At 72.2% G+C, this 17,990-nt stretch carries 16 protein-coding genes and 1 pseudogene; 4 read left to right on the top strand and 13 right to left on the bottom strand.

Annotation, left to right across the window (positions count from 1 at the left end; genetic code table 11):
* Positions 1-161: 161 nt before the first annotated feature.
* Together ACVCAG_RS17530 and ACVCAG_RS17525 are read left to right on the top strand one after the other, a co-directional pair.
* Positions 162-1,328, top strand: a complete 1,167-nt coding sequence (locus ACVCAG_RS17530; RefSeq protein WP_440082847.1) for a THUMP-like domain-containing protein — start codon at positions 162-164, stop codon at positions 1,326-1,328.
* Between the two features lie 239 nt (positions 1,329-1,567).
* Entirely contained in the window at positions 1,568-2,857 is a 1,290-nt protein-coding gene (locus ACVCAG_RS17525; protein ID WP_447190026.1) for a hypothetical protein, read from the top strand.
* A gap of 77 nt (positions 2,858-2,934) precedes the next feature.
* Here ACVCAG_RS17525 and ACVCAG_RS17520 read toward each other — a convergent pair whose 3' ends face one another.
* The gene (locus ACVCAG_RS17520) at positions 2,935-3,528 is read right to left on the bottom strand and encodes a MarR family winged helix-turn-helix transcriptional regulator (protein WP_447190025.1); all 594 of its coding nucleotides are present in this window, start codon (positions 3,526-3,528) and stop codon (positions 2,935-2,937) included.
* A 108-nt stretch (positions 3,529-3,636) separates the two neighbouring features.
* Here ACVCAG_RS17520 and ACVCAG_RS17515 point away from each other — a divergent pair, with 108 nt between their 5' ends.
* Complete coding sequence (locus ACVCAG_RS17515; protein ID WP_447190024.1) at positions 3,637-4,695, top strand: alkene reductase; 1,059 nt, start codon at positions 3,637-3,639, stop codon at positions 4,693-4,695.
* A 119-nt stretch (positions 4,696-4,814) separates the two neighbouring features.
* Here the strand turns inward: ACVCAG_RS17515 and tsaD are convergent, their stop codons facing one another.
* The 12 genes and pseudogenes from tsaD to glmS all read right to left on the bottom strand — a co-directional run bounded on the left by tsaD (position 4,815) and on the right by glmS (position 16,680).
* Positions 4,815-5,846, bottom strand: coding sequence for a tRNA (adenosine(37)-N6)-threonylcarbamoyltransferase complex transferase subunit TsaD (gene tsaD, locus ACVCAG_RS17510; RefSeq protein WP_440082843.1), 1,032 nt, complete (start codon positions 5,844-5,846; stop codon positions 4,815-4,817).
* Positions 5,839-6,318 (bottom strand): annotated as a pseudogene (gene rimI, locus ACVCAG_RS17505) (ribosomal protein S18-alanine N-acetyltransferase); the annotation flags it as partial. The gene tsaD and the pseudogene rimI, both read right to left, overlap by 8 nt.
* The gene (gene tsaB, locus ACVCAG_RS17500; protein WP_440082842.1) at positions 6,288-6,971 is read right to left on the bottom strand and encodes a tRNA (adenosine(37)-N6)-threonylcarbamoyltransferase complex dimerization subunit type 1 TsaB; all 684 of its coding nucleotides are present in this window, start codon (positions 6,969-6,971) and stop codon (positions 6,288-6,290) included. The pseudogene rimI and the gene tsaB, both read right to left, overlap by 31 nt.
* Positions 6,972-7,048: 77 nt before the next feature.
* Complete coding sequence (locus ACVCAG_RS17495) at positions 7,049-7,609, bottom strand: class F sortase (RefSeq protein WP_440082841.1); 561 nt, start codon at positions 7,607-7,609, stop codon at positions 7,049-7,051.
* A 6-nt stretch (positions 7,610-7,615) separates the two neighbouring features.
* Positions 7,616-8,281, bottom strand: a complete 666-nt coding sequence (locus tag ACVCAG_RS17490; RefSeq protein WP_440082840.1) for a hypothetical protein — start codon at positions 8,279-8,281, stop codon at positions 7,616-7,618.
* Positions 8,282-8,464: 183 nt separating this feature from the next.
* Complete coding sequence (gene tsaE / locus ACVCAG_RS17485) at positions 8,465-8,917, bottom strand: tRNA (adenosine(37)-N6)-threonylcarbamoyltransferase complex ATPase subunit type 1 TsaE (RefSeq protein WP_440082839.1); 453 nt, start codon at positions 8,915-8,917, stop codon at positions 8,465-8,467.
* A gap of 170 nt (positions 8,918-9,087) precedes the next feature.
* Positions 9,088-10,179, bottom strand: a complete 1,092-nt coding sequence (locus tag ACVCAG_RS17480) for an alpha/beta fold hydrolase (RefSeq protein WP_440082838.1) — start codon at positions 10,177-10,179, stop codon at positions 9,088-9,090.
* Between the two features lie 20 nt (positions 10,180-10,199).
* The gene (gene alr / locus ACVCAG_RS17475) at positions 10,200-11,327 is read right to left on the bottom strand and encodes an alanine racemase (RefSeq protein ID WP_440082837.1); all 1,128 of its coding nucleotides are present in this window, start codon (positions 11,325-11,327) and stop codon (positions 10,200-10,202) included.
* Entirely contained in the window at positions 11,324-12,844 is a 1,521-nt protein-coding gene (locus ACVCAG_RS17470) for an NAD(P)H-hydrate dehydratase (RefSeq protein ID WP_440082836.1), read from the bottom strand. Before ACVCAG_RS17470 ends, alr begins: the two co-directional genes overlap by 4 nt.
* Before the next feature lie 10 nt (positions 12,845-12,854).
* On the bottom strand, positions 12,855-13,205 hold the full coding sequence (locus ACVCAG_RS17465; RefSeq protein WP_440082835.1) for a holo-ACP synthase: 351 nt from the start codon (positions 13,203-13,205) through the stop codon (positions 12,855-12,857).
* A gap of 46 nt (positions 13,206-13,251) precedes the next feature.
* Positions 13,252-14,667, bottom strand: coding sequence for a PhoX family protein (locus ACVCAG_RS17460; RefSeq protein WP_440082834.1), 1,416 nt, complete (start codon positions 14,665-14,667; stop codon positions 13,252-13,254).
* Between the two features lie 177 nt (positions 14,668-14,844).
* The gene (gene glmS / locus ACVCAG_RS17455) at positions 14,845-16,680 is read right to left on the bottom strand and encodes a glutamine--fructose-6-phosphate transaminase (isomerizing) (protein ID WP_447190023.1); all 1,836 of its coding nucleotides are present in this window, start codon (positions 16,678-16,680) and stop codon (positions 14,845-14,847) included.
* Between the two features lie 197 nt (positions 16,681-16,877).
* On the opposite strand from glmS, the gene coaA reads away from it, so the two are divergent.
* Complete coding sequence (gene coaA, locus ACVCAG_RS17450) at positions 16,878-17,813, top strand: type I pantothenate kinase (RefSeq protein ID WP_447190022.1); 936 nt, start codon at positions 16,878-16,880, stop codon at positions 17,811-17,813.
* Positions 17,814-17,990 lie beyond the last annotated feature (177 nt).

Here is a 17,990-nt window from a genome sequence, read left to right as displayed (position 1 = left end):
CATGTATTTGGCACTCTCACCGGGAGAGTGCCAATACGGAACAGTATGCAAGGTGGCCTTGACAGTCAACACGAAGCACCCCTTCTCCGCTTCACGCGAACGTCAAGGCAGGTGGAAGCCCCTCGCGAAGCCCTACGGCCGAGGCGGTAGCGTCGGCTGGTGTGAATCTCGACGCATTCCGGGAACTCCTGACCCCGCGCGGCCAGGAGGCCCTGGGCGCGGCGGCCGGGATCGCCGGCGACGACCCGGTGTCGGCGGTGACCAGGCTGAGGAAGACCTACGACGCGGACCTGACCTCGGCGGCGCTCACGCAGGCCACGCTCCGGCTGCGCGCGAGGGAGAAGTTCGGGGCCGACGCCGATCTCATGTACTTCACCCGGACCGGCTTGGAGCAGGCCACCCGCCGGGAGGTCGCCGACCATCGGGCGCGGCGCGTCCCCGCGGGCTCGCGGGTCGCCGACGTCTGCTGCGGCATCGGCGGCGACCTCCTCGCCCTGGCCAGGGCCGGGTGCTCGGTCGAGGCCGTCGACACCGACCCGCTCACCGCGGCGATCGCCCAGGCCAACGCGGACGCCCTGGGCTTCGGCGACCGGGTCTCGGTCCGCGCCGCCGACGCCTCCGCCCTGGACCCGGCCGCCTTCGACGTCCTGTTCGCCGACCCGGCGCGCCGTACGGCGCGGGGCAGGACCTTCGACCCGATGGGCTACTCGCCGCCCTGGCCCGCCGTGCTGGAGATGGTGGCCAGGGCCGGGGCCGCCTGCCTGAAGGTCGCCCCCGGGATCCCGTACGAGTTCGTCCCCGAGGGCGCGGAGGCCGAGTGGGTCTCGTACAAGGGCGACGTCAAGGAGGCCGTGATCTGGTGCGGCGCGCTGGCGGGCGAGACGGCGCGCAGGGCGACGATCCTGCCCTCGGGCGCCACGATGACGCCCGACCCGGCCCTCGGCGCCCCCGGCACCGGCCCCGCCGGCCGCTACATCTACGAGCCGGACGGCGCGGCCATCCGGGCCCACCTGGTGGCGGAGATCGCCGCGGCGGTCGGCGGGCACCTGCTCGACCCGCAGATCGCCTACATCACCGGCGACGTCGCGACGCCGACGCCGTGGGCGTCCCGGTACGAGGTCCACGAGACGCTGCCGTTCTCGCTCAAGCGGCTGCGGGCGGCGCTCCGCGAGCGCGGCGCGGGCAATGTGACGATCAAGAAGCGCGGCTCCGCGGTGGACGTCGACCGCCTCAGGAAAGAGCTCCGCCTTTCCGGTGAGGAATCCGCGGTCGTCATTCTCACCCGAATCGGCGACCGGCCATTCGCCTTCGTGTGCGGCCCCGGCTGACCCGCCGCATCGAACCCGTTCGACCAGCAGGAGTCAGCCCTGGTTGACCAGCCAAAATAGTCAATTCTTCCAGCCAACCGGCAATTCCTCTCTTTTAATCTCGCTGCCGGAAAACCTTGATCCAGAGGCTAAGGTTGCCAGGCGGGAGTTCTCTCTCGCCTGCGGTTTCATATCGTTCATCAGCAAATCCCATCAAATCCAACCGCGCGGCTGAGCGTCGGCGAGTGAAGGAGCTCTCGGTGGATCACTCCGACCACACCCTGCTCCAGGCAGGCAGCCAGACCGCCATCTCCGACCGGATGCGCGAGCTCCTCGCCCGCGCGGCGCAGGACCACGTCTACGAGCAGCGGACCCAGGGCGCGGTGCTCGACGAGATCCGGCAGCGCCTGGAGGGCATGGAGTGGCTGCTGCGCGAGGTCAGGGAGCGCGAGATCGGCGGGCTGAACGGCACGCTGGAGTCCGTCCACGGCCGTCTGGACGACATCGCCGCCAAACCGCCCTCCTGGGCCGAGGGCCTGGCCCAGCACGTCGAGGCGGTGCGTGACCACGTCGACGCCGTCGGCGAGCGGGTCGACTCCCTCGGCCGCCGGGTCGAGGCCGTCCGCGACCGGGTCACCCCCTTCGGCGAGCTGCCGAGCCTGTGGACCGACCTCGGCACCGTCGGCGAGAGCGTGGACGAGGCGCTCACCCGCCTGCGGGCGATCTCGGACGGCACCCTGGGCCTCGACGAGCAGGTGCGGCAGCTGGCCGAGCACCTCGGCAGGCTCCAGGCCGACATGGGCATCGCGGCGCACCGGTTCAGCCGCCTGGACAGGGCCCTGGCCGACCTCTCCCAGCGCACCGGGCGCATCGAGGCGGGGATGCTCGACCTGTCGGCGAGCGTCCAGCAGGCCGTCGGCACCGCCGCCGACCGGATGCTGGCCGCCGTCGAGCAGGTCAACGGCAAGGTGGACCTGGTGAGCGGCAGGGTCGAGCAGGTGGGCGCCAGGGTCGACCTGGTCGTGCCCAGGATCGACGAGCGCGCCGCCGCCGTCGAGAACCGCATCGACAGCCGCATCGACCGGCTGGACGGCCATCGCATGGCGGCCGGTGGCCGCTTCGACACCCTCGAGGAGCGCCTCGACGACATCGAGGGCCGCCTCACCGGCCGGATGGACGTCATCGACTCCCGGCTGTCCACGCTGGACGGGCACGCGGAGAAGTCCGCCGAGCGTCTGGAGAGCCTGGACGAGCGCCTGGAGGTCCTGCCCGCCGTCCTCGGCGTCGGCGCGCTCATCGGCGTTCAGACCGACGAGCAGCGCGAGCGCTTCGACTCCCTGGACGAGCGCGTCATCCGGGCCGAGGCCGCGCTGGCCCCGCTGGCCGAGACGCTTCGCGCCCTGCCCGACCGTGACCAGCTCTCCGAGGCGCTGAGCGAGACCGTGGAGCCCGCGCACACCGACCTCACCCGCCGCCTGGGCGCCCTGGAGGAGACCATGCTGGCCCTGGCCGAGGCGCTGCTCAGGCCCACCAGGGCCGACAAGGACTGACCTGCGGGCGGGCCTCGCCTCGGTCGCGCCCCGCCCCGGCGGCCCCCGGCGGCCCGCCCGGTCCCGTACGGACGCCGTCAGCCGGCGCGCGCGACATCGGCCGGGCGGCCCTCCAGGCCCTCCACGACCCTCGCCTCGGGGCACAGGTTGTTCCTGACCACGGAGAGCAGGGTCAACAGCTCGTCGGTCTGCTCGGCCGTCAGCCCCTGGGTCATCCGGCGGTGCATCTCGGCGAGGACCCGGTCCACCTCGGGGCGGAGCGCGTGCCCCCTGGGCGTGACGTCGACGATGCTGATCCGCCGGTTGGCGGGATCGGGCCTGCGGCTGACGAACCCGCTGCGCTCCAGACGCTGCAGGGTCTTGGTCATGGTGGAGACGTCGATGCCGACGATTCTCGCCAGGCCGTTCTGCGACTGGGGGCCGTTGTCCCACAGGGCGCCCATCACGCGCTCCTGGCCCGGGTAGAGGTCGATCTCCCCGAGGAGGCTGGCCAGCAGCACGCGGTGGCCGCGCGTCGCGTTGGCCATCAGGCAGTTGAGATCGCTGTCGTACTCACCGCAGCCCGGGGTGGCGCCGCACGCCCCGGCCGGGTCCCCGTCCGCGTCGCCCTCACGGGCCGCGGCGCGCTCGTCGGTCGCGTCGCGCTCTTCGTCGATCAGCGGCTCCGCCATGTCAGGTCCTTCCGTTCTCCCCCGACACTACCGCTTGCATGTTGGCCGACCAAGTTGTAAAACTACTTATTGGCTAGCCAAGTTGGCCAGCCAACAAAGGAGTTCGCCATGCCTTTCTCACCGTTCTCGCTCGCCGGTCTCCAGCTGCCCAACCGCCTGGTGATGGCGCCCATGACCCGGTCACGGTCCTATGTCGACGGGATCCCCTCGTCGCTGACCGCCCTCTACTACGCCCAGCGGGCCTCCGCGGGCTTGATCGTCACTGAGGGGGTGCAGCCCAGCCAGGCGGGAAAGGGCTACATGAACACCCCCGGGCTGCACACCGACGAGCAGGTGGCCGGATGGCGCGAGGTCACCGACTCCGTCCACGCGGCGGGCGGCAGGATCTTCGCCCAGATCATGCACTCCGGCCGGATCGGCCACCCCGACAACACCGGCGCGCTGCCCGTCGGGCCGTCCGCCGTACGACCGGCGGGCCAGATCTTCACGCCGTCGGGCCTGCAGGACTACCAGACGCCGATCGAACTGACGACCGCCCAGGTGGAGGCGACCGTCCAGGACTTCGCCGACGCCGCCGAGCGCGCCGTGGACGCGGGCTTCGACGGGATCGAGCTGCACGGCGCCAACGGCTACCTCATCCACCAGTTCCTGTCGCGGAACGCCAACCTGCGCGAGGACCACTTCGGCGGTTCGGTGGCCAACAGGATCCGCTTCGGCGTGGAGACCGCGCGGGCGGCCGTCGACCGGATCGGCGCCTCCAGGGTCGGCATCCGGCTCTCGCCCGGCAACGGCGCGGGAGACCTGGTCGAGGACGACATGCACGAGGTCTACCCGGCGCTGGTCTCCGAGCTCGCCGGGCTCGACCTCGCCTACCTGCACCTGGTGGCCGGGCCCTCCGACGACGTCAACCAGGAGATCCTCAAGTCCTGGCCGAACGCCCTGATCGTCAACGACCCCTCGATCGGCGACCCGTCGGAGCGGGCCACGCGGTGGCTGGAGCGCGGCGCCCACCTGGTCTCGCTGGGCCAGTCGTTCCTCGCCAACCCCGACCTGCCGCTCCGCCTGCGTCTCGGCGCCGAGCTCAACCAGGCCGACTTCAGCTCGGCCTTCGGCGGCGACCACCGCGGCTACACCGACTACCCGGTGCTGGCCCTGCACTCCGCCTAGGACACCCCGCGGGAAGGGCCGCACAGCCGCCGCCCGACGGGGGCGCGACGGCCGGGCGGGCACCCGTGACCGGCGCACCCCCCGGCCGGGCGACACCCGCGGACGAGGGACCGGGCCCGTCAGACGTGCACGGTGGTGACGGGCATCGAGGAGTCGGCGGGGATGTCCAGCCGCGACGGCGCGATGCCGGCCGCCACCAGATCGGAGCCCAGGGCCGCCACCATGGCGCCGTTGTCCGTGCACAACCCGGGGCTGGGGACCCGCAGCCGGACCCCGGCCGCGTCACAACGCTCCTGGGCCATCGCGCGCAGCCGGGAGTTGGCCGCCACCCCGCCGCCGATCAGCAGGTCCTGGACGTCGTGCTTGGCACACGCGCGCAGCGCCTTGCGGGTCAGCACGTCGACGACGGCCTCCTGGAACGAGGCCGCCACGTCGGGCACGTGGACCCGCTCGCCCGTCTTCTCCCTGGCCTCCACCCACCGGGCCACGGCCGTCTTCAGGCCGGAGAAGGAGAAGTCGAGCGTCCCGTCGTCGTACTTGCCGCGCGGGAACGCGATGGCCGCGCCGGAGCCGTCACGGGCCGCCCTGTCGATGTGCGGCCCGCCGGGGAACGGCAGGCCGAGCACCCTGGCCACCTTGTCGAACGCCTCGCCCGCGGCGTCGTCCACCGTGGACCCCAGCGAGACGACGTCCCTGGCGACGTCGGGCACCAGCAGCAGGGACGAGTGCCCGCCGGAGACCAGCAGGGCGATGCAGGGCTTGGGCAGCGCCCCGTGCTCCAGCTGGTCCACCGCGACGTGGGCGGCCAGGTGGTTGACGCCGTACAGCGGCACGCCCAGGCCCAGAGAGTACGCCTTGGCGGCGGCGACGCCGACCAGCAGCGCGCCGGACAGGCCGGGCCCGGCGGTGACCGCGATCGCGTCGACGTCGGCGAGGCGCAGCCCCGCCCGCCCCAGTGCCAGCTCGACGGTCGGGGTCATCGCCTCCAGGTGCGCCCTGGAGGCGACCTCGGGCACCACCCCGCCGAAGCGGGCGTGCTGCTCGACGCTGGAGGCGATGGCGTTGGCCAGCATGGTGTGCCCCCTGACGATGCCGATCCCCGTCTCGTCGCAGGAGGTCTCGATCCCCAGGACCACCGGTTCGTCACGCATGGAGATCCTTCCTCATCATGATCGCGTCAGTGCCGTCCTCGTAGTAGCGGCGGCGCAGGCCGATCCGCTCGAACCCGAACCTGTCGTAGACGGCCTGTGCGCCCGGGTTGTCGGCGCGCACCTCGAGGAAGACCGACGCCGCACCGCGACGGGCGGCCTCGGCCAGCAACTCGGTCAGCATGGCGCCGCCGACACCGGTCCGGCGCCACTCGGCCAGCACGGCGATGGTCTGCACGTCGGCCTGGTCCCCCGCCGCGGCGAGGCCCGCGTAGCCGACGATCACACCGTCGACCAGGGCCACCACGTAGTGCCTCGTCCTCGGCTGGTCGTCGAGCTCACCCCGGAGCATGCCCTCGCTCCAGGCGTCGGCGGGAAAGGTCTTCCGCTCCACCTCCATGACCGCGGGCAGGTCCTCGACGGTCATCCGGCGCAGCACGGCGGTCATGCCGTGACCCTCTTGGGCGCCGAGGGTTCCTTGGCGTCGGGGCGGCGCAGGTAGATCGGGCGGGGCGGGCCGAGCACGGGGTGGGTTCCGCCCTCCACGGCCTCACGGACGCCCGGCTCGCCGAGCACCCCGGCGGCGAGCGCCGCCATCGCGCCCGCGTGGGGGTACTCCGGCACGTCGAGAAGCCGGGAGGCGCCGACGACCTCGGCGTACATCCGCGCGCCCGCGCCGGCCAGCGGGAGCTCCCCGGGCAGATCCTGGGGCCGGTCCACCGCGGGGCCCGACAGCCGGGTGCGCGCGTCCCGGTAGTGGCCCCAGAACACCTCCTTGCGCCGGGCGTCGGTGGCCACCAGGAACGGTTCGGCCGACCCGCTGCCGTACGCGAGCGCGTCGAGGGTGCACACGCCGTACGCCGGGACGCCCAGCGTCGTCGCGAGGGCCTGGGCGGTCACCAGGCCGACCCGGAGCCCGGTGTAGGGGCCGGGGCCCGAGCCCGCGACGACGGCGGTGACGTCGCCGAGCGAGGCTCCGGCCTCCCGGAGGACCGTCTCGATCGTGGGGACGAGCAGTTCGCCGTGGCGGCGCGCGTCGACCGTCGTCGACTCGGCGAGGACCCTCTCACCGTCGTGCAGAGCTGCGGTGACGGCGGGGGTGGCGGTGTCAAAGGCCAGGACCAGCACGAACAGTTAGCCTATCCCGTCCCGCGAGGGCTCAGGGGCACTCCCCCCGAGTGGACCGCGCGGAAAGGCGGAACGACTCAGGTCTTGACCAGGGTGGCGTAGACGATGAGGTTGTCCTGGTACTCGTTGCTGTCCCAGTCGAAGTCCCCGCCGCAGGTGATCAGCCGCAGGCCGTCCTCGAGATAGACCTTGTCGGCGGGGAACCGGTGCTTGCTGATCTGCTCGATCGTGTCCACCCGGTACTGGGCCACCTTGCCGTCGCTGCGCACGACCTTGATGACCTGCCCCTCCCGCATGTCCTTGAGCTTGTAGAAGACCGCGGGCGCGGTCTTGGTGTCCACGTGCCCGAGGATCACCGCGGAACCCTCGTCGCCGGGGACCGCGCTGTCCTTGACCCACCCCGCGACGTTCGGCTTCTCGTACGGCGGCAGATCGACCCGGCCGTCCGTCACGCCGAGCTTCATCAGGGGCGCCTTGATCCCCAGGGACGGGATGTCGATGCGGCTGGGAACGATCGAGGTGCGGGCGGGCGCCTTCTCCTCCTTGACGTCGCCGCCCCTGTTGCCGAACGCGACCATGACGGCACCGGTGATCACTCCGGCCAGGACGATCCTGGACCAGCGGGTGGAATCGGCCATCGGGGACTACGAACGGCGGCGACGCACGACCGCGATGCCGATGCCGCCCGCCAGGGCGAGGGCGAGCAGGACACCGGTCGTGCCGATCGGGGCACTCGAGTCGTCGGGGCCTCCGGCCGCGGTGCCGCCACCGCCCGTACCCGGCGCCTCGGTGCTGATGATCGTCCGGGTCGGCCTGGAGGTGGGGTCGGTGGGGGTGGGGCTCGGCTCGGTGTCGGCCACGATCCTGAGGTTGGCGCTGCCGGTGTCGTTGGTCCCCTCGCACCTGGCGTTGACCTCGTGGACCCCGGCGGCGACGCCCGCGGCGACGGTGGCCTGGCCGCGGACCCACGGGCGCGGCGTCGGGGTCGCGGTCGAGGCGGGGTCGGGCGTGGGCGTCGCGAGGATCGGGTCGAGGGTCACCGGGGTGCGGAAGATCCGGGAGGACGCGGTCCCGCGATGCTCGGGACCGCCCTGCGGGATCGGGCAGTTCGCCAGGACCCACACCTTCTGCCCGGCCTTGGCGCGGGCCGGCTGGAGCTGGACCTCGATGTCCTGCCGGCTGATGCCGGAATCAGGCGGGGTTGGGGTGGGCGTGCCCGACGGGCTGGCCGATTCGGCGCCCGCCGAGCACCCGACCAGTCCGAAAAGGACGATGGCTCCCAGAACCGCGACACGCTTGACGCTTGGCACCGTCGAACTCCACTTCGCCCTCCGGCCGACGACCCTCGCCCGGCACGATTTCCCACCTGTTCCCCATTAAACATGGGCAAACCCGCCAGAGTCGATCATCAGGCCTGACGATCTAGACCAATGGTGCGTAGTGCCAGCGTGCCAGGATTTCCCCGGCTTCGTAGGCACATCAGAGGACACCGTTCAGATGACGCCGTGCCAGCGCGGCCCGACCCCCCGGAGGGTCACGGTCCGCTCCTCGCCCGGCTCGCCGGACGCGCCCCTGCCGATGAGGATCTCCAGCCGGTCGTCGGCGAGCCCCTCCACCAGGCCCTCGCCCCACTCCACGACCGTCACCGACTCCTCCAGCGAGGCGTCCAGGTCCAGGTCGTCGACCTCCAGGTCGCCCCCGAGGCGGTAGGCGTCGACGTGGACCAGCGGCGGCCCCCCCGAGAGCGAGGGGTGCACCCGGGCGATGACGAAGGTCGGCGAGGTGATCGGGCCGCGCACCTTGAGCCCTTCGGCGATCCCCTGCACCAGGGTCGTCTTGCCCGCGCCGAGCGGGCCCGACAGCACCGCCAGGTCTCCGGGGCGCAGCAGCGCCGCCAGCTCCTCGCCCAGCTCCCGCATTTCCTCGGCGGTCGCCACGATTCTCACCGCTTCGTCACTCCTGTCGATGCCTCTCGGTGTCCCACCGCGCTTCCCGGTGTCCCACCGCGCTTCCCGGGGTCCGTCGACCCCCCGTGGCGCCGTTCGGCGCCCTCTCGGACCCTCCGGTCCTTCCGTCGGACCTCGGGCTCACCGTACGCCGTGCGCGTGCCCCCGGCTCACCGGTCCATGTCACCGGCGTCGGCGGCGTCGGCCTCGTCGCCCGCGTCCACCCGCTTGAGCAGCTCGTGCAGAGCGTCGTTGACCACGGTAGGCCGCTCCAGCTGGACCAGGTGCGAACTTTCCGCGATCTCGGTGAACCGGGCGCTCGGCAGTGCCGCCGCCATCGCCCTGCTGTGCTCGACGGGCGTCAGCCAGTCCTTGTCGCCGACCACGATGGAGGTCGGAACCCCGTTCAGCACGGACAGCGCGCTCAGCTTGTCGTGCGACATCAGCGCCGGGTAGAACTCGGCGATCACCTCGAAGGGGGTGGATCGGATCATCGACTCGGCGAAGTCGACGACCGTGGGGCTGACGTTCCTGGAGTCGCCGAAACCCAGGTGGCGCAGGGCGAGGAAGGCCACGTCGTTGCCGACCTGGCGGCTCTTGTCCACCAGCGAACCGCCGCGCCTCAGGATCGACACCGTGCCCGGCGTGACCTTGTGCACCGCCTTCGACAGCAGCGCGGGCAGGCCCAGGGAGATCTCGCCGAGCTTGCCGGTGGAGGTGGAGATCAGCGCGACGCCCCTGATCTTGTCGCCGAACAGCTCCGGATGCCGGTCGGCCAGCGCCATGACCGTCATGCCGCCCATGGAGTGGCCGACGAGCACGCACGGGCCGGGCACCAGCGCCTCAATGACCTCGGCCAGGTCGTCGCCGAGCCGGTCGATCGAGCAGTCCTTCATCGGGATGCGCGGCGAGCGGCCGTGGGAGCGCTGGTCCCACAGGACCAGGCGGTGCGTGCCGCCCAGGTCGCGCCGCTGGTAGTGCCAGGAGTCGAGGTTGAGCGTGTAGCCGTGGCAGAACACCACGGTCAGCGGGGCCTTCTCCTGCCCGTCGACCTCGGCGTACAGGGGGACACCGTCGGAGGTGGTGACCGTGGTGGGGCGGCCGCGCAGCTCTCCGAGCGGCTCGCTCGCCTCCAGGTCCGGGCGGAGCCTGATGCGTCCGACGGCGTACCGCTTGGCGAGGGCCCCGGCGGCCACTCCTGCCGACGCGACACCGACGATCGCGCCCGCGATACCGACCCTGCGCCGTCTGGTACTACTCATGCGACCCCCTGAGCTGCCTTTCACCGGTAAACGCGCGGGACCCGCGAACCGATCCTGGTCACGATCTCATGCGTGATCGTGCCGAGGGAATCCGCCCACTCCTGAGCGGTGGGCTCACCTCGCGAGCCGTCACCGAACAGGATCACTTCGTCACCCTCCGCCAACGGGTCGTCCCCTACGTCGATCATGAACTGGTCCATGCAGACCCTGCCCGCGATCCGCCGCCTGCGGCCACCGGCCAGCACCTCCGCCAGGTTGGTGGCGTGCCGCAGGACCCCGTCCGCATACCCGAGCGGGACGAGGCCAAGCGTCGTTTCCCGATCCGTGATGTACAGGTGCCCGTAGGAGACGCCCGAGCCGGCGGGGACCCGCTTGACCAGCGCGATCCGCGCGGCGAGCGTCATCGCCGGGCGCAGCCCGAAGTCCCCGAGCCGGGGCACCGGGCTCAGCCCGAAGGCCGCGATGCCCGGGCGGACCAGGTCGTAGCGCGCCTGCGGCAGCGTCAGGATGGCCGCCGAGTTGGCGATGTGCCTGATGACGTGGGAGCCCCCCGCGCCCGCCTTCTCCGCGATGAGCAGCGCCTCGTCGAAGGCGGCCAGCTGGGCCGCGACGGACGGGTCTCCCGGGATGTCGGCGCAGGCGAAGTGGGACCAGAGCCCGACGATCTCGATCGTGCCCTCGGCCCGGTGCCGCATCGCCCGCTCGACCAGGGCGGACCAGTCCGCCGCCGTCGCGCCGCCGCGCGACATGCCGGTGTCGGCCTTCAGGTGCACCCTGGCCGTCCTGCCGGCCCTGGCGGCGGCGTCGGCGATCGCGTCGGCCGTCGCGACGGAGCCCGCCGACAGCTCGACATCGTGCCCGACGGCCTGCTCCAGCGGCTCGCCCGGCGGGATGATCCACGCCAGGATCGGCGCGGTGATCCCGGCGGCCCGCAGCTCCAGGGCCTCGCGGACGTAGGCGGTGCCCAGCCGTTCCGCCCCGGCCTCCAGGCAGGCGCGCGCGACGGGGACCAGCCCGTGCCCGTAGGCGTCGGCCTTGACCGCGACCATCATCTCGGCACCGGGGGCGTGGCTCGCGAGCAGCGCCAGGTTCTCACGGATCGCCGAGAGGTCCACCCGTGCCTCGGCGGGAGTCATCGGGAAACTCATAACCCCAGTTTGGCAGGTGAGCCGCCATGCCGGGGGCCGTTGACCAGGGAGCGCACCGCCCGCGGCAGGGCCTCGGCGACGTCCCGGGCGGTGAGAGGGCCTTCCCGTCCGGCGATCCCGTGCAGGTAGGCGGCGCAGGAGGCCGCGTCGTACCCGCTCAGCCCGGCGGCCAGCAGCGCGCCCGCCAGGCCGGCCAGCACGTCGCCGGTACCGCCGGTCGCGAGCCAGGGGCTGCCGGTGGGGTTGATCCTGACCGGTCGCCCGTCCTCGGCGACCAGCGTGGTCGAGCCCTTGAGCAGCACCGTCACGCCCAGCTCCGCCGCCGCCCTGCGCACGTTCTCCAGGCGCCGCGCCTCGATCCGCTCCCTCGGCACCTCGATCAGGCGGGAGAGCTCGCCCGCGTGCGGGGTGATCAGCACCGGCGCGCCCCGGCGGAGCAGGGACCTGTCCTGGGCCGCCAGGGTCAGCGCGTCGGCGTCGACGAGCACGGGAACCTCGCTCGACAGCACCGAGCGGGCGATGGCGCGCGCCTCGTCGCCGGTGCCGAGGCCGGGGCCCAGCACCCACGCCTGCACGCGGCCCACCTCCTCGACCCCCTCGCCCGGCGCGAGCGTGGTGATCACGGCCTCGGGCCAGCGGGCCCGCACCTGGGCCACCGGTTCCGCGACCCCCGCGTAGCGGACCATGCCCACCCCGGCCCGCAGCGCCCCGCCCACGGCCAGCACCGCGGCGCCGGTGTAGCGCTCGCTGCCGGCCGCGATCCCGACGACGCCCCTGCGGTACTTGTCGGACGACGCGCCGGGCCTGGGCAGCAGCGCGGCCACGTCGGCGTCCGTCGGCACGGCCGCGTCGGGGTCGGGCAGGTGGGGGCCGAGGCCGATGTCGACGAGTTCCGTCCGGCCCGCGTGCCCGGAGCCCGGATCGACGAGCAGCCCGATCTTCCACGCCCCGAACGTGACGGTGGCGTCCGCGAGGACCGCGGGGCCCTCCACCCGGCCGCTGCTCGCGTCCACGCCGCTCGGCACGTCCACCGCGAGGACCTCGCCGGGCGCGTCGTTCGCGAGCCCGGCCAGGGTCGCGTACGGCTCCCTGAGCGCCCCGGTCCCGCCGATCCCGAGCATCCCGTCCACGATCAGGTCCGCCGCGCCGAGCAGGTCGCGGACCCGCGCTCCCGCCGGGTCTTCCGCGGGACCGTGATCGGGGTGCGGGCCGGTCACCCGGCCGCCCGCGCGGCGCAGGGCCTCCAGGCCCGCCGCGTGGACGCGCGTCCCGGCGAGGAGCGCGTCGACCCTGGCCCCCCTGGCCGCCAGGCGGGCCCCGGCGAACAGGGCGTCGCCGCCGTTGTCGCCGCCGCCGACGAGCAGCACGACGCGGGAGCCGTACACGGCGCCGAGCATCCTGGCGCAGACCACCGCGAGCCCGGTGGCGGCCCGCTCCATCAGGGCGCCCTCGGGCAGCGTCGCCATCAGCGCCGCCTCGGCCGCCCTGATCTGGTCGGAGGTGTACGCGATTCGCATTCCACCGAATCTATCCCTCGGCGATCACGTAGGCGATGGCGACGCCCCCGTCATGGCTCAGGGAGATGTGCCACCGGGCCACGCCCAGCGCCCTGGCGACCTCCGCCGCCCGCCCGGTCACCCGCAGTTCGGGCCGCCCGTGCTCCCCGGCGACCACCTCGGCGTCCAGGTGCCGCAGCCCGGGAGGTGCCCCCAGGGCCTTGGCGACGGCCTCCTTGGCCGCGAACCTGGCGGCCAGGGAGGCCGCGCCCAGCGTGCTCTCCCCCTCGGTGAACAGGCGCTCCCGCAGCGCGGGCGTCCGCGCCAGCGTCGCCTCGAACCTGGCCGTGTCCACGACGTCGACGCCGATACCAACGATCACCCGCCCAGGCTAGTGGCGTCACGTCACCGGCCCGCGATCCCGCGGGTCAGAAGCCGCCGCGCTGCCAGGGGCCCCAGATGGCGAAGCTCATCCCCTTGGACGACTGGACGTTGACGTAGAGGGTGTGGCCGCCGGGGCCGAACGTCGAGCCGGCGAACTCGGCGCCGGAGTCGCCGTCGACGGGGACCAGCCGGGAGAAGTCGAAGATCTCGCCCCGGCGGGTGAGGCCGCGCAGGTAGTTGTCGCCCGAGCCGTCCTCGCAGAGGACCAGGGTGCCCCGGGGGCTGGCGGTGACGTTGTCGGGCAGGTCGAGGGTGACCGCGCCCGGCGACTCGTAGACGAGCCTGAGCCGCCCGCTCCACGTCTCGTACGCCCACACCTGGCCGCGTCCCTTGCCGAAACCGCTGGGCGGGGTGTCGCCGGACGCGGTCGCGCCGCCCTGGGTGGAGACGAAGTAGATCGTGCCGTGGTGGTTGATCGCCCCCTCCAGCCGGGAGAAGATCGCCGCGCCCTTGGCCCTGCCCTGGTTGCCGACGGCCTGGACGGCGACGTCGTTGGCGGGGGTGCCGATGAAGGCGGGGTCGGGGTCGTCGATGTCCACCCAGGTGGTCGCGTACGAGGCTCCCTTGGGCTGGCCGAGCGAGAGGTCCTTGCCCGGGGCGCCCCGCACGGCCAGCATCTGGAGCCTGCCGCCGTCGAGGATGCGGCGGGCCTCCAGCGGGTTCTTCGGGGGCAGATAGCGGTAGAAGCCGGAGGCGAAACCGAAGTTGTCCTCGGTGAGGTAGATCGCGCCGGTGAACCCGTCGAACGCGGCCGACTCGTGGGCGAACCGCCCGGCGTTCCTGATCGGCCCTCCGGCCTTGCCCTCGAGCGGGACCTCGAAGATGTAGCCGTGCTTCTGCGTGAGCTTGCCGTTGTCCTGACCGGTGAAGTCGTTGCCCACGTCCGGCCCGTTCACGGTCTCCTCGCAGGTCACCCAGGCGCCCCAGGGCATCGGGCCGCCGGAGCAGTTCATCTGGGTGCCGGTCAGGCTGGGGGCGGACTTGAGCACCTTGCCGTAGCGGGTGACCCGGAGGGTCGAGGTGCCGCCGCCCGCCGCCGGGTCGTAGGCCCTGGCCGGGTCGCCGAACGCGCCGACCGGGCCGTTGACCTCGTGGTTGCGGACGAGGATCGCGCTGCCGGCCGGCCCTCGGAACGCGGCCATGCCGTCGTGCCGGGAGGGGACGGTGGATCCGTCGCTGTACTTGTCGCCGGCGCCGTTGAAGGACCTGTAGTGGAAGCCGCCGGGCAGGTGGAGCCGCACCACGCCGTCCCGCTCGTCCTTGACCGGCTTCAGCGGCCCGTACCCGGCGCCCGGGAGGATCTCCCCGTTCACTCCCGCCCGTGCGACGCCGGCGAACGGCCCGGCCACCCCCAGCGCGGCCAGCGCACCGCCTCGGGCGAGGAAACGACGACGATCCATCTTGCGGCTCCCTTGGGTCCGGTGGATTCACGCCACGTTAATCCGTCCCAGTAAACCGCTATATGGCATATATCGACAATTAATCTGGCAACGAGGCGGTCAGCTCCTATACCCACTTCCGGCCGTGGATAATCCATAGACTTTGTCCACAGGCTGTGGAGAACCCCCGGCCCCGGCTTACTCCACCGTGACCGACTTGGCGAGGTTGCGGGGCTGGTCGACGTCGTGCCCCTTGGCCGTGGCCAGCTCGCACGCGAAGACCTGGAGCGGCACCGTGGCGACCAGCGGCTGGAGCAGGGTCGGCACGGCCGGGATGTGGATCAGCGTGTCGGCGTACCGCGCGACCGCGACGTCCCCTTCCTCGGCGATGACGAGGGTCCTCGCGCCCCTGGCCCGGATCTCCTGGATATTGGACACGATCTTGTCGTGGATCACCCGCTGGCCGGACGGCGAGGGGACGACGACGACCACCGGGAGCCCCTTGTCGATCAGCGCGATCGGGCCGTGCTTCAGCTCCCCCGCCGCGAAGCCCTCGGCGTGCATGTACGCCAGCTCCTTGAGCTTCAGCGCCCCTTCGAGCGCGACGGGAAAGCCCACGTGCCGCCCCAGGAAGAGCACGCACCGCTCGCCGGCCAGCGACCTGGCCAGCGCGCGGACCGGCTCGACGGTCGCGAGGACCTCGCTCACCTTGGACGGCATCTGCGCCAGCCGCTCGACGATCTGGGTGATCTCGTCGCCGAACTTCACCCCCCTGACCTGGGCGAGATAGAGCGCGACCAGATAGCACGCCACCAGCTGGGTGAGGAACGCCTTGGTGGAGGCCACCGCGACCTCGGGGCCCGCGTGCGTGTAGAGGACGGCGTCGGACTCGCGGGAGATCGTGGAACCGTTCACGTTGCAGACCGCCAGCACCCGGGACCGCTGCCCGCGCGCGTGCCGTACCGCCATGAGGGTGTCCATGGTCTCGCCCGACTGGCTGATCACGATCACCAGCGTGTCGCGGTCGAGGATCGGGTCGCGGTAGCGGAACTCGCTCGCCACCTCGACCTCGCAGGGCAGCTGGGCCCAGTGCTCGATGGCGTACTTGGCGATGAGCCCGGCGTGGTACGAGGTCCCGCAGGCGACCAGAATGATCTTGTTGATGTCGCGCAGCTCCTGATCGGACAGCCGCATCTCGTCCAGCACCAGCCGCCCGTCCTCACCGATCCTGCCGAGCAGCGTGTCGGCGACGGCCCGGGGCTGCTCGGCGATCTCCTTGAGCATGAAGTGGTCGTAGCCGTCCTTCTCGGCGGCGCAGGCGTCCCAGTCGACGTGGTAGTCACGCGTCACCGCCGGCAGGCCCTGGAAGTCGATGACCGTGACCTTCGAGGGACGCAGCTCGACCACCTGGTCCTGGCCCAGCTCCACCGCCTCGCGCGTGTACGCGATGAACGCCGCCACGTCCGAGCCGAGGAAGTTCTCCCCGTCACCCCTGCCGATCACCAGCGGCGAGTTGCGCCGCGCCCCCACCACCACGTCGGGCTCGTCGGCCGAGACCGCGAGCAGGGTGAACGCCCCCTCCAGCCGCAGGCAGACCCGGCGCATCGCCTCCATGAGCCCCCCGGCGGCGAACTCCTCCAGCAGGTGCGCCACCACCTCCGTGTCGGTCTCGGAGACGATCCGGTGCCCCGTGCCCTCCAGCTCGGTCCTGAGCGCGGCGAAGTTCTCGATGATCCCGTTGTGGATGACCGCGATCCGCCCGTCGCAGTCGGTGTGCGGGTGGGCGTTGCGGTCGGTCGGGGCTCCGTGGGTGGCCCACCGGGTGTGCCCGATCCCCGTCGTCGCGCCGGCCGGCGGCACGGGCCGCGAGACCAGCGCCGAGCGGAGGTTGGCCAGCTTCCCCGCCCGCTTCTCCACGGCGAGGCCGTCCGCCCCGACCAGGGCGATCCCCGCCGAGTCGTACCCCCGGTACTCCAGCCGGCCCAGACCCTCGACCGCGACCTCGACCGCCGACCGCTGTCCTGTATATCCCACTATTCCGCACATTGTCATACCCCCTCCCTGAGAGATCGGCCGCCGCGTCTATGGAGAACCCCCCGGACAGCCCAAGAATCCCGACCGGTGCCCGGCGGGAACCCGCACCGGCGAATCAGCACCCGGCGGGAACCCGCGCCCAGCGGATCAGCACCCGGCAGGGGCCCGTTCCCGGCGGATCAGTAGGCTCTCTGAGCATGGCCAACGGTTTGGACACCGCGACACCGTACGTGCAGCTGAGCCGGGCACAGTGGAGCGAACTCCGGAAGAACACCCCCCTCACGCTCACCGTGGACGAACTGGAGGAGCTGCGCGGCGTCGACGATCCGATCGACCTGGCCGAGGTCACCGACATCTACCTGCCGCTCACCCGGCTGCTCAACCTCCACTTCACCGGGGTGAGGCAGCGCAGCGCGGCGCTCAACACCTTCCTCGGCGGCGGGCGGCGGCCGGCCCCGTACGTGCTGGGCATCGCCGGAAGCGTCGCGGTCGGCAAGTCGACCACGGCCAGGCTGCTGCACACCCTGCTGGCCCGCTGGCCCGAGCACCCCCGGGTGGACCTGATCACCACCGACAGCTTCCTGTTCCCGAACGAGACCCTCACCGCCAGGGACATCATGCACAGGAAGGGCTTCCCCGAGAGCTACGACCGGCGGGCCCTGGTCAGGTTCGTCGCCGACGTCAAGGCGGGCCTGCCGGAGGTGACGGCCCCGGTCTACAGCCACCTGGAGTACGACATCGTGCCCGGCGCGACCCAGGCCGTACGCCGTCCCGACATCCTCATCGTCGAGGGCCTCAACGTCCTCCAGCCCGCCCCGCCCACCGCCCTAGCGATCAACGACTACTTCGACTTCTCCATCTACGTGGACGCCAAGGTCGAGCACATCCGCGACTGGTACGTGGACCGCTTCCACAAGCTCCGGCGCACGGCCTTCGAGGACCCGAAGTCCTACTTCAGGTATCTCGCCGACCTGTCGGAGGAGGAGGCGACCGACTTCGCCAAGAATGTCTGGCGCGACATCAACGAGCGCAACCTCCTCGAGAACATCGCCCCCACCAGAGGCCGGGCCGACCTGGTGCTGCACAAGGGCGCCAACCACTCCATCCAGCGCGTCCGCCTCCGCCGCATCTGACCTTCCCGCCCCCCACCCGCCGCGCTCCGCGCTCGGGCGTGTCCTGTGGAGCCCCACCCCGGGTGAGCCGGCGTGACGGGTCGCCCACCGTCGTCCGGTGTCGCCGGTCCACACGATCCAACCGGCGGATCCGAAAACCGACGGCCGCGAGGCTCGGCGTATCGCCTCCAGGGGCTT

Source organism: Streptosporangium sp. G12 (genome assembly GCF_052983175.1).
Note: the sequence above shows the minus strand (reverse complement) of the source record. Positions and strands in the feature narration are given on the sequence as shown.

What these genes read in the sequence shown, in the direction of transcription:
- ACVCAG_RS17520 (WP_447190025.1), bottom strand. Translation starts at nt 3,528, where the DNA reads ATGGCGGAGCCGCTGATCGACGAAGAGCGCGACGCGACCGACGAGCGC.
- ACVCAG_RS17515 (WP_447190024.1), top strand. Translation starts at nt 3,637, where the DNA reads ATGCCTTTCTCACCGTTCTCGCTCGCCGGTCTCCAGCTGCCCAACCGC.
- tsaD (WP_440082843.1), bottom strand. Translation starts at nt 5,846, where the DNA reads ATGCGTGACGAACCGGTGGTCCTGGGGATCGAGACCTCCTGCGACGAG.
- ACVCAG_RS17495 (WP_440082841.1), bottom strand. Translation starts at nt 7,609, where the DNA reads ATGGCCGATTCCACCCGCTGGTCCAGGATCGTCCTGGCCGGAGTGATC.
- ACVCAG_RS17480 (WP_440082838.1), bottom strand. Translation starts at nt 10,179, where the DNA reads ATGAGTAGTACCAGACGGCGCAGGGTCGGTATCGCGGGCGCGATCGTC.
- alr (WP_440082837.1), bottom strand. Translation starts at nt 11,327, where the DNA reads ATGAGTTTCCCGATGACTCCCGCCGAGGCACGGGTGGACCTCTCGGCG.
- ACVCAG_RS17470 (WP_440082836.1), bottom strand. Translation starts at nt 12,844, where the DNA reads ATGCGAATCGCGTACACCTCCGACCAGATCAGGGCGGCCGAGGCGGCG.
- ACVCAG_RS17460 (WP_440082834.1), bottom strand. Translation starts at nt 14,667, where the DNA reads ATGGATCGTCGTCGTTTCCTCGCCCGAGGCGGTGCGCTGGCCGCGCTG.
- coaA (WP_447190022.1), top strand. Translation starts at nt 16,878, where the DNA reads ATGGCCAACGGTTTGGACACCGCGACACCGTACGTGCAGCTGAGCCGG.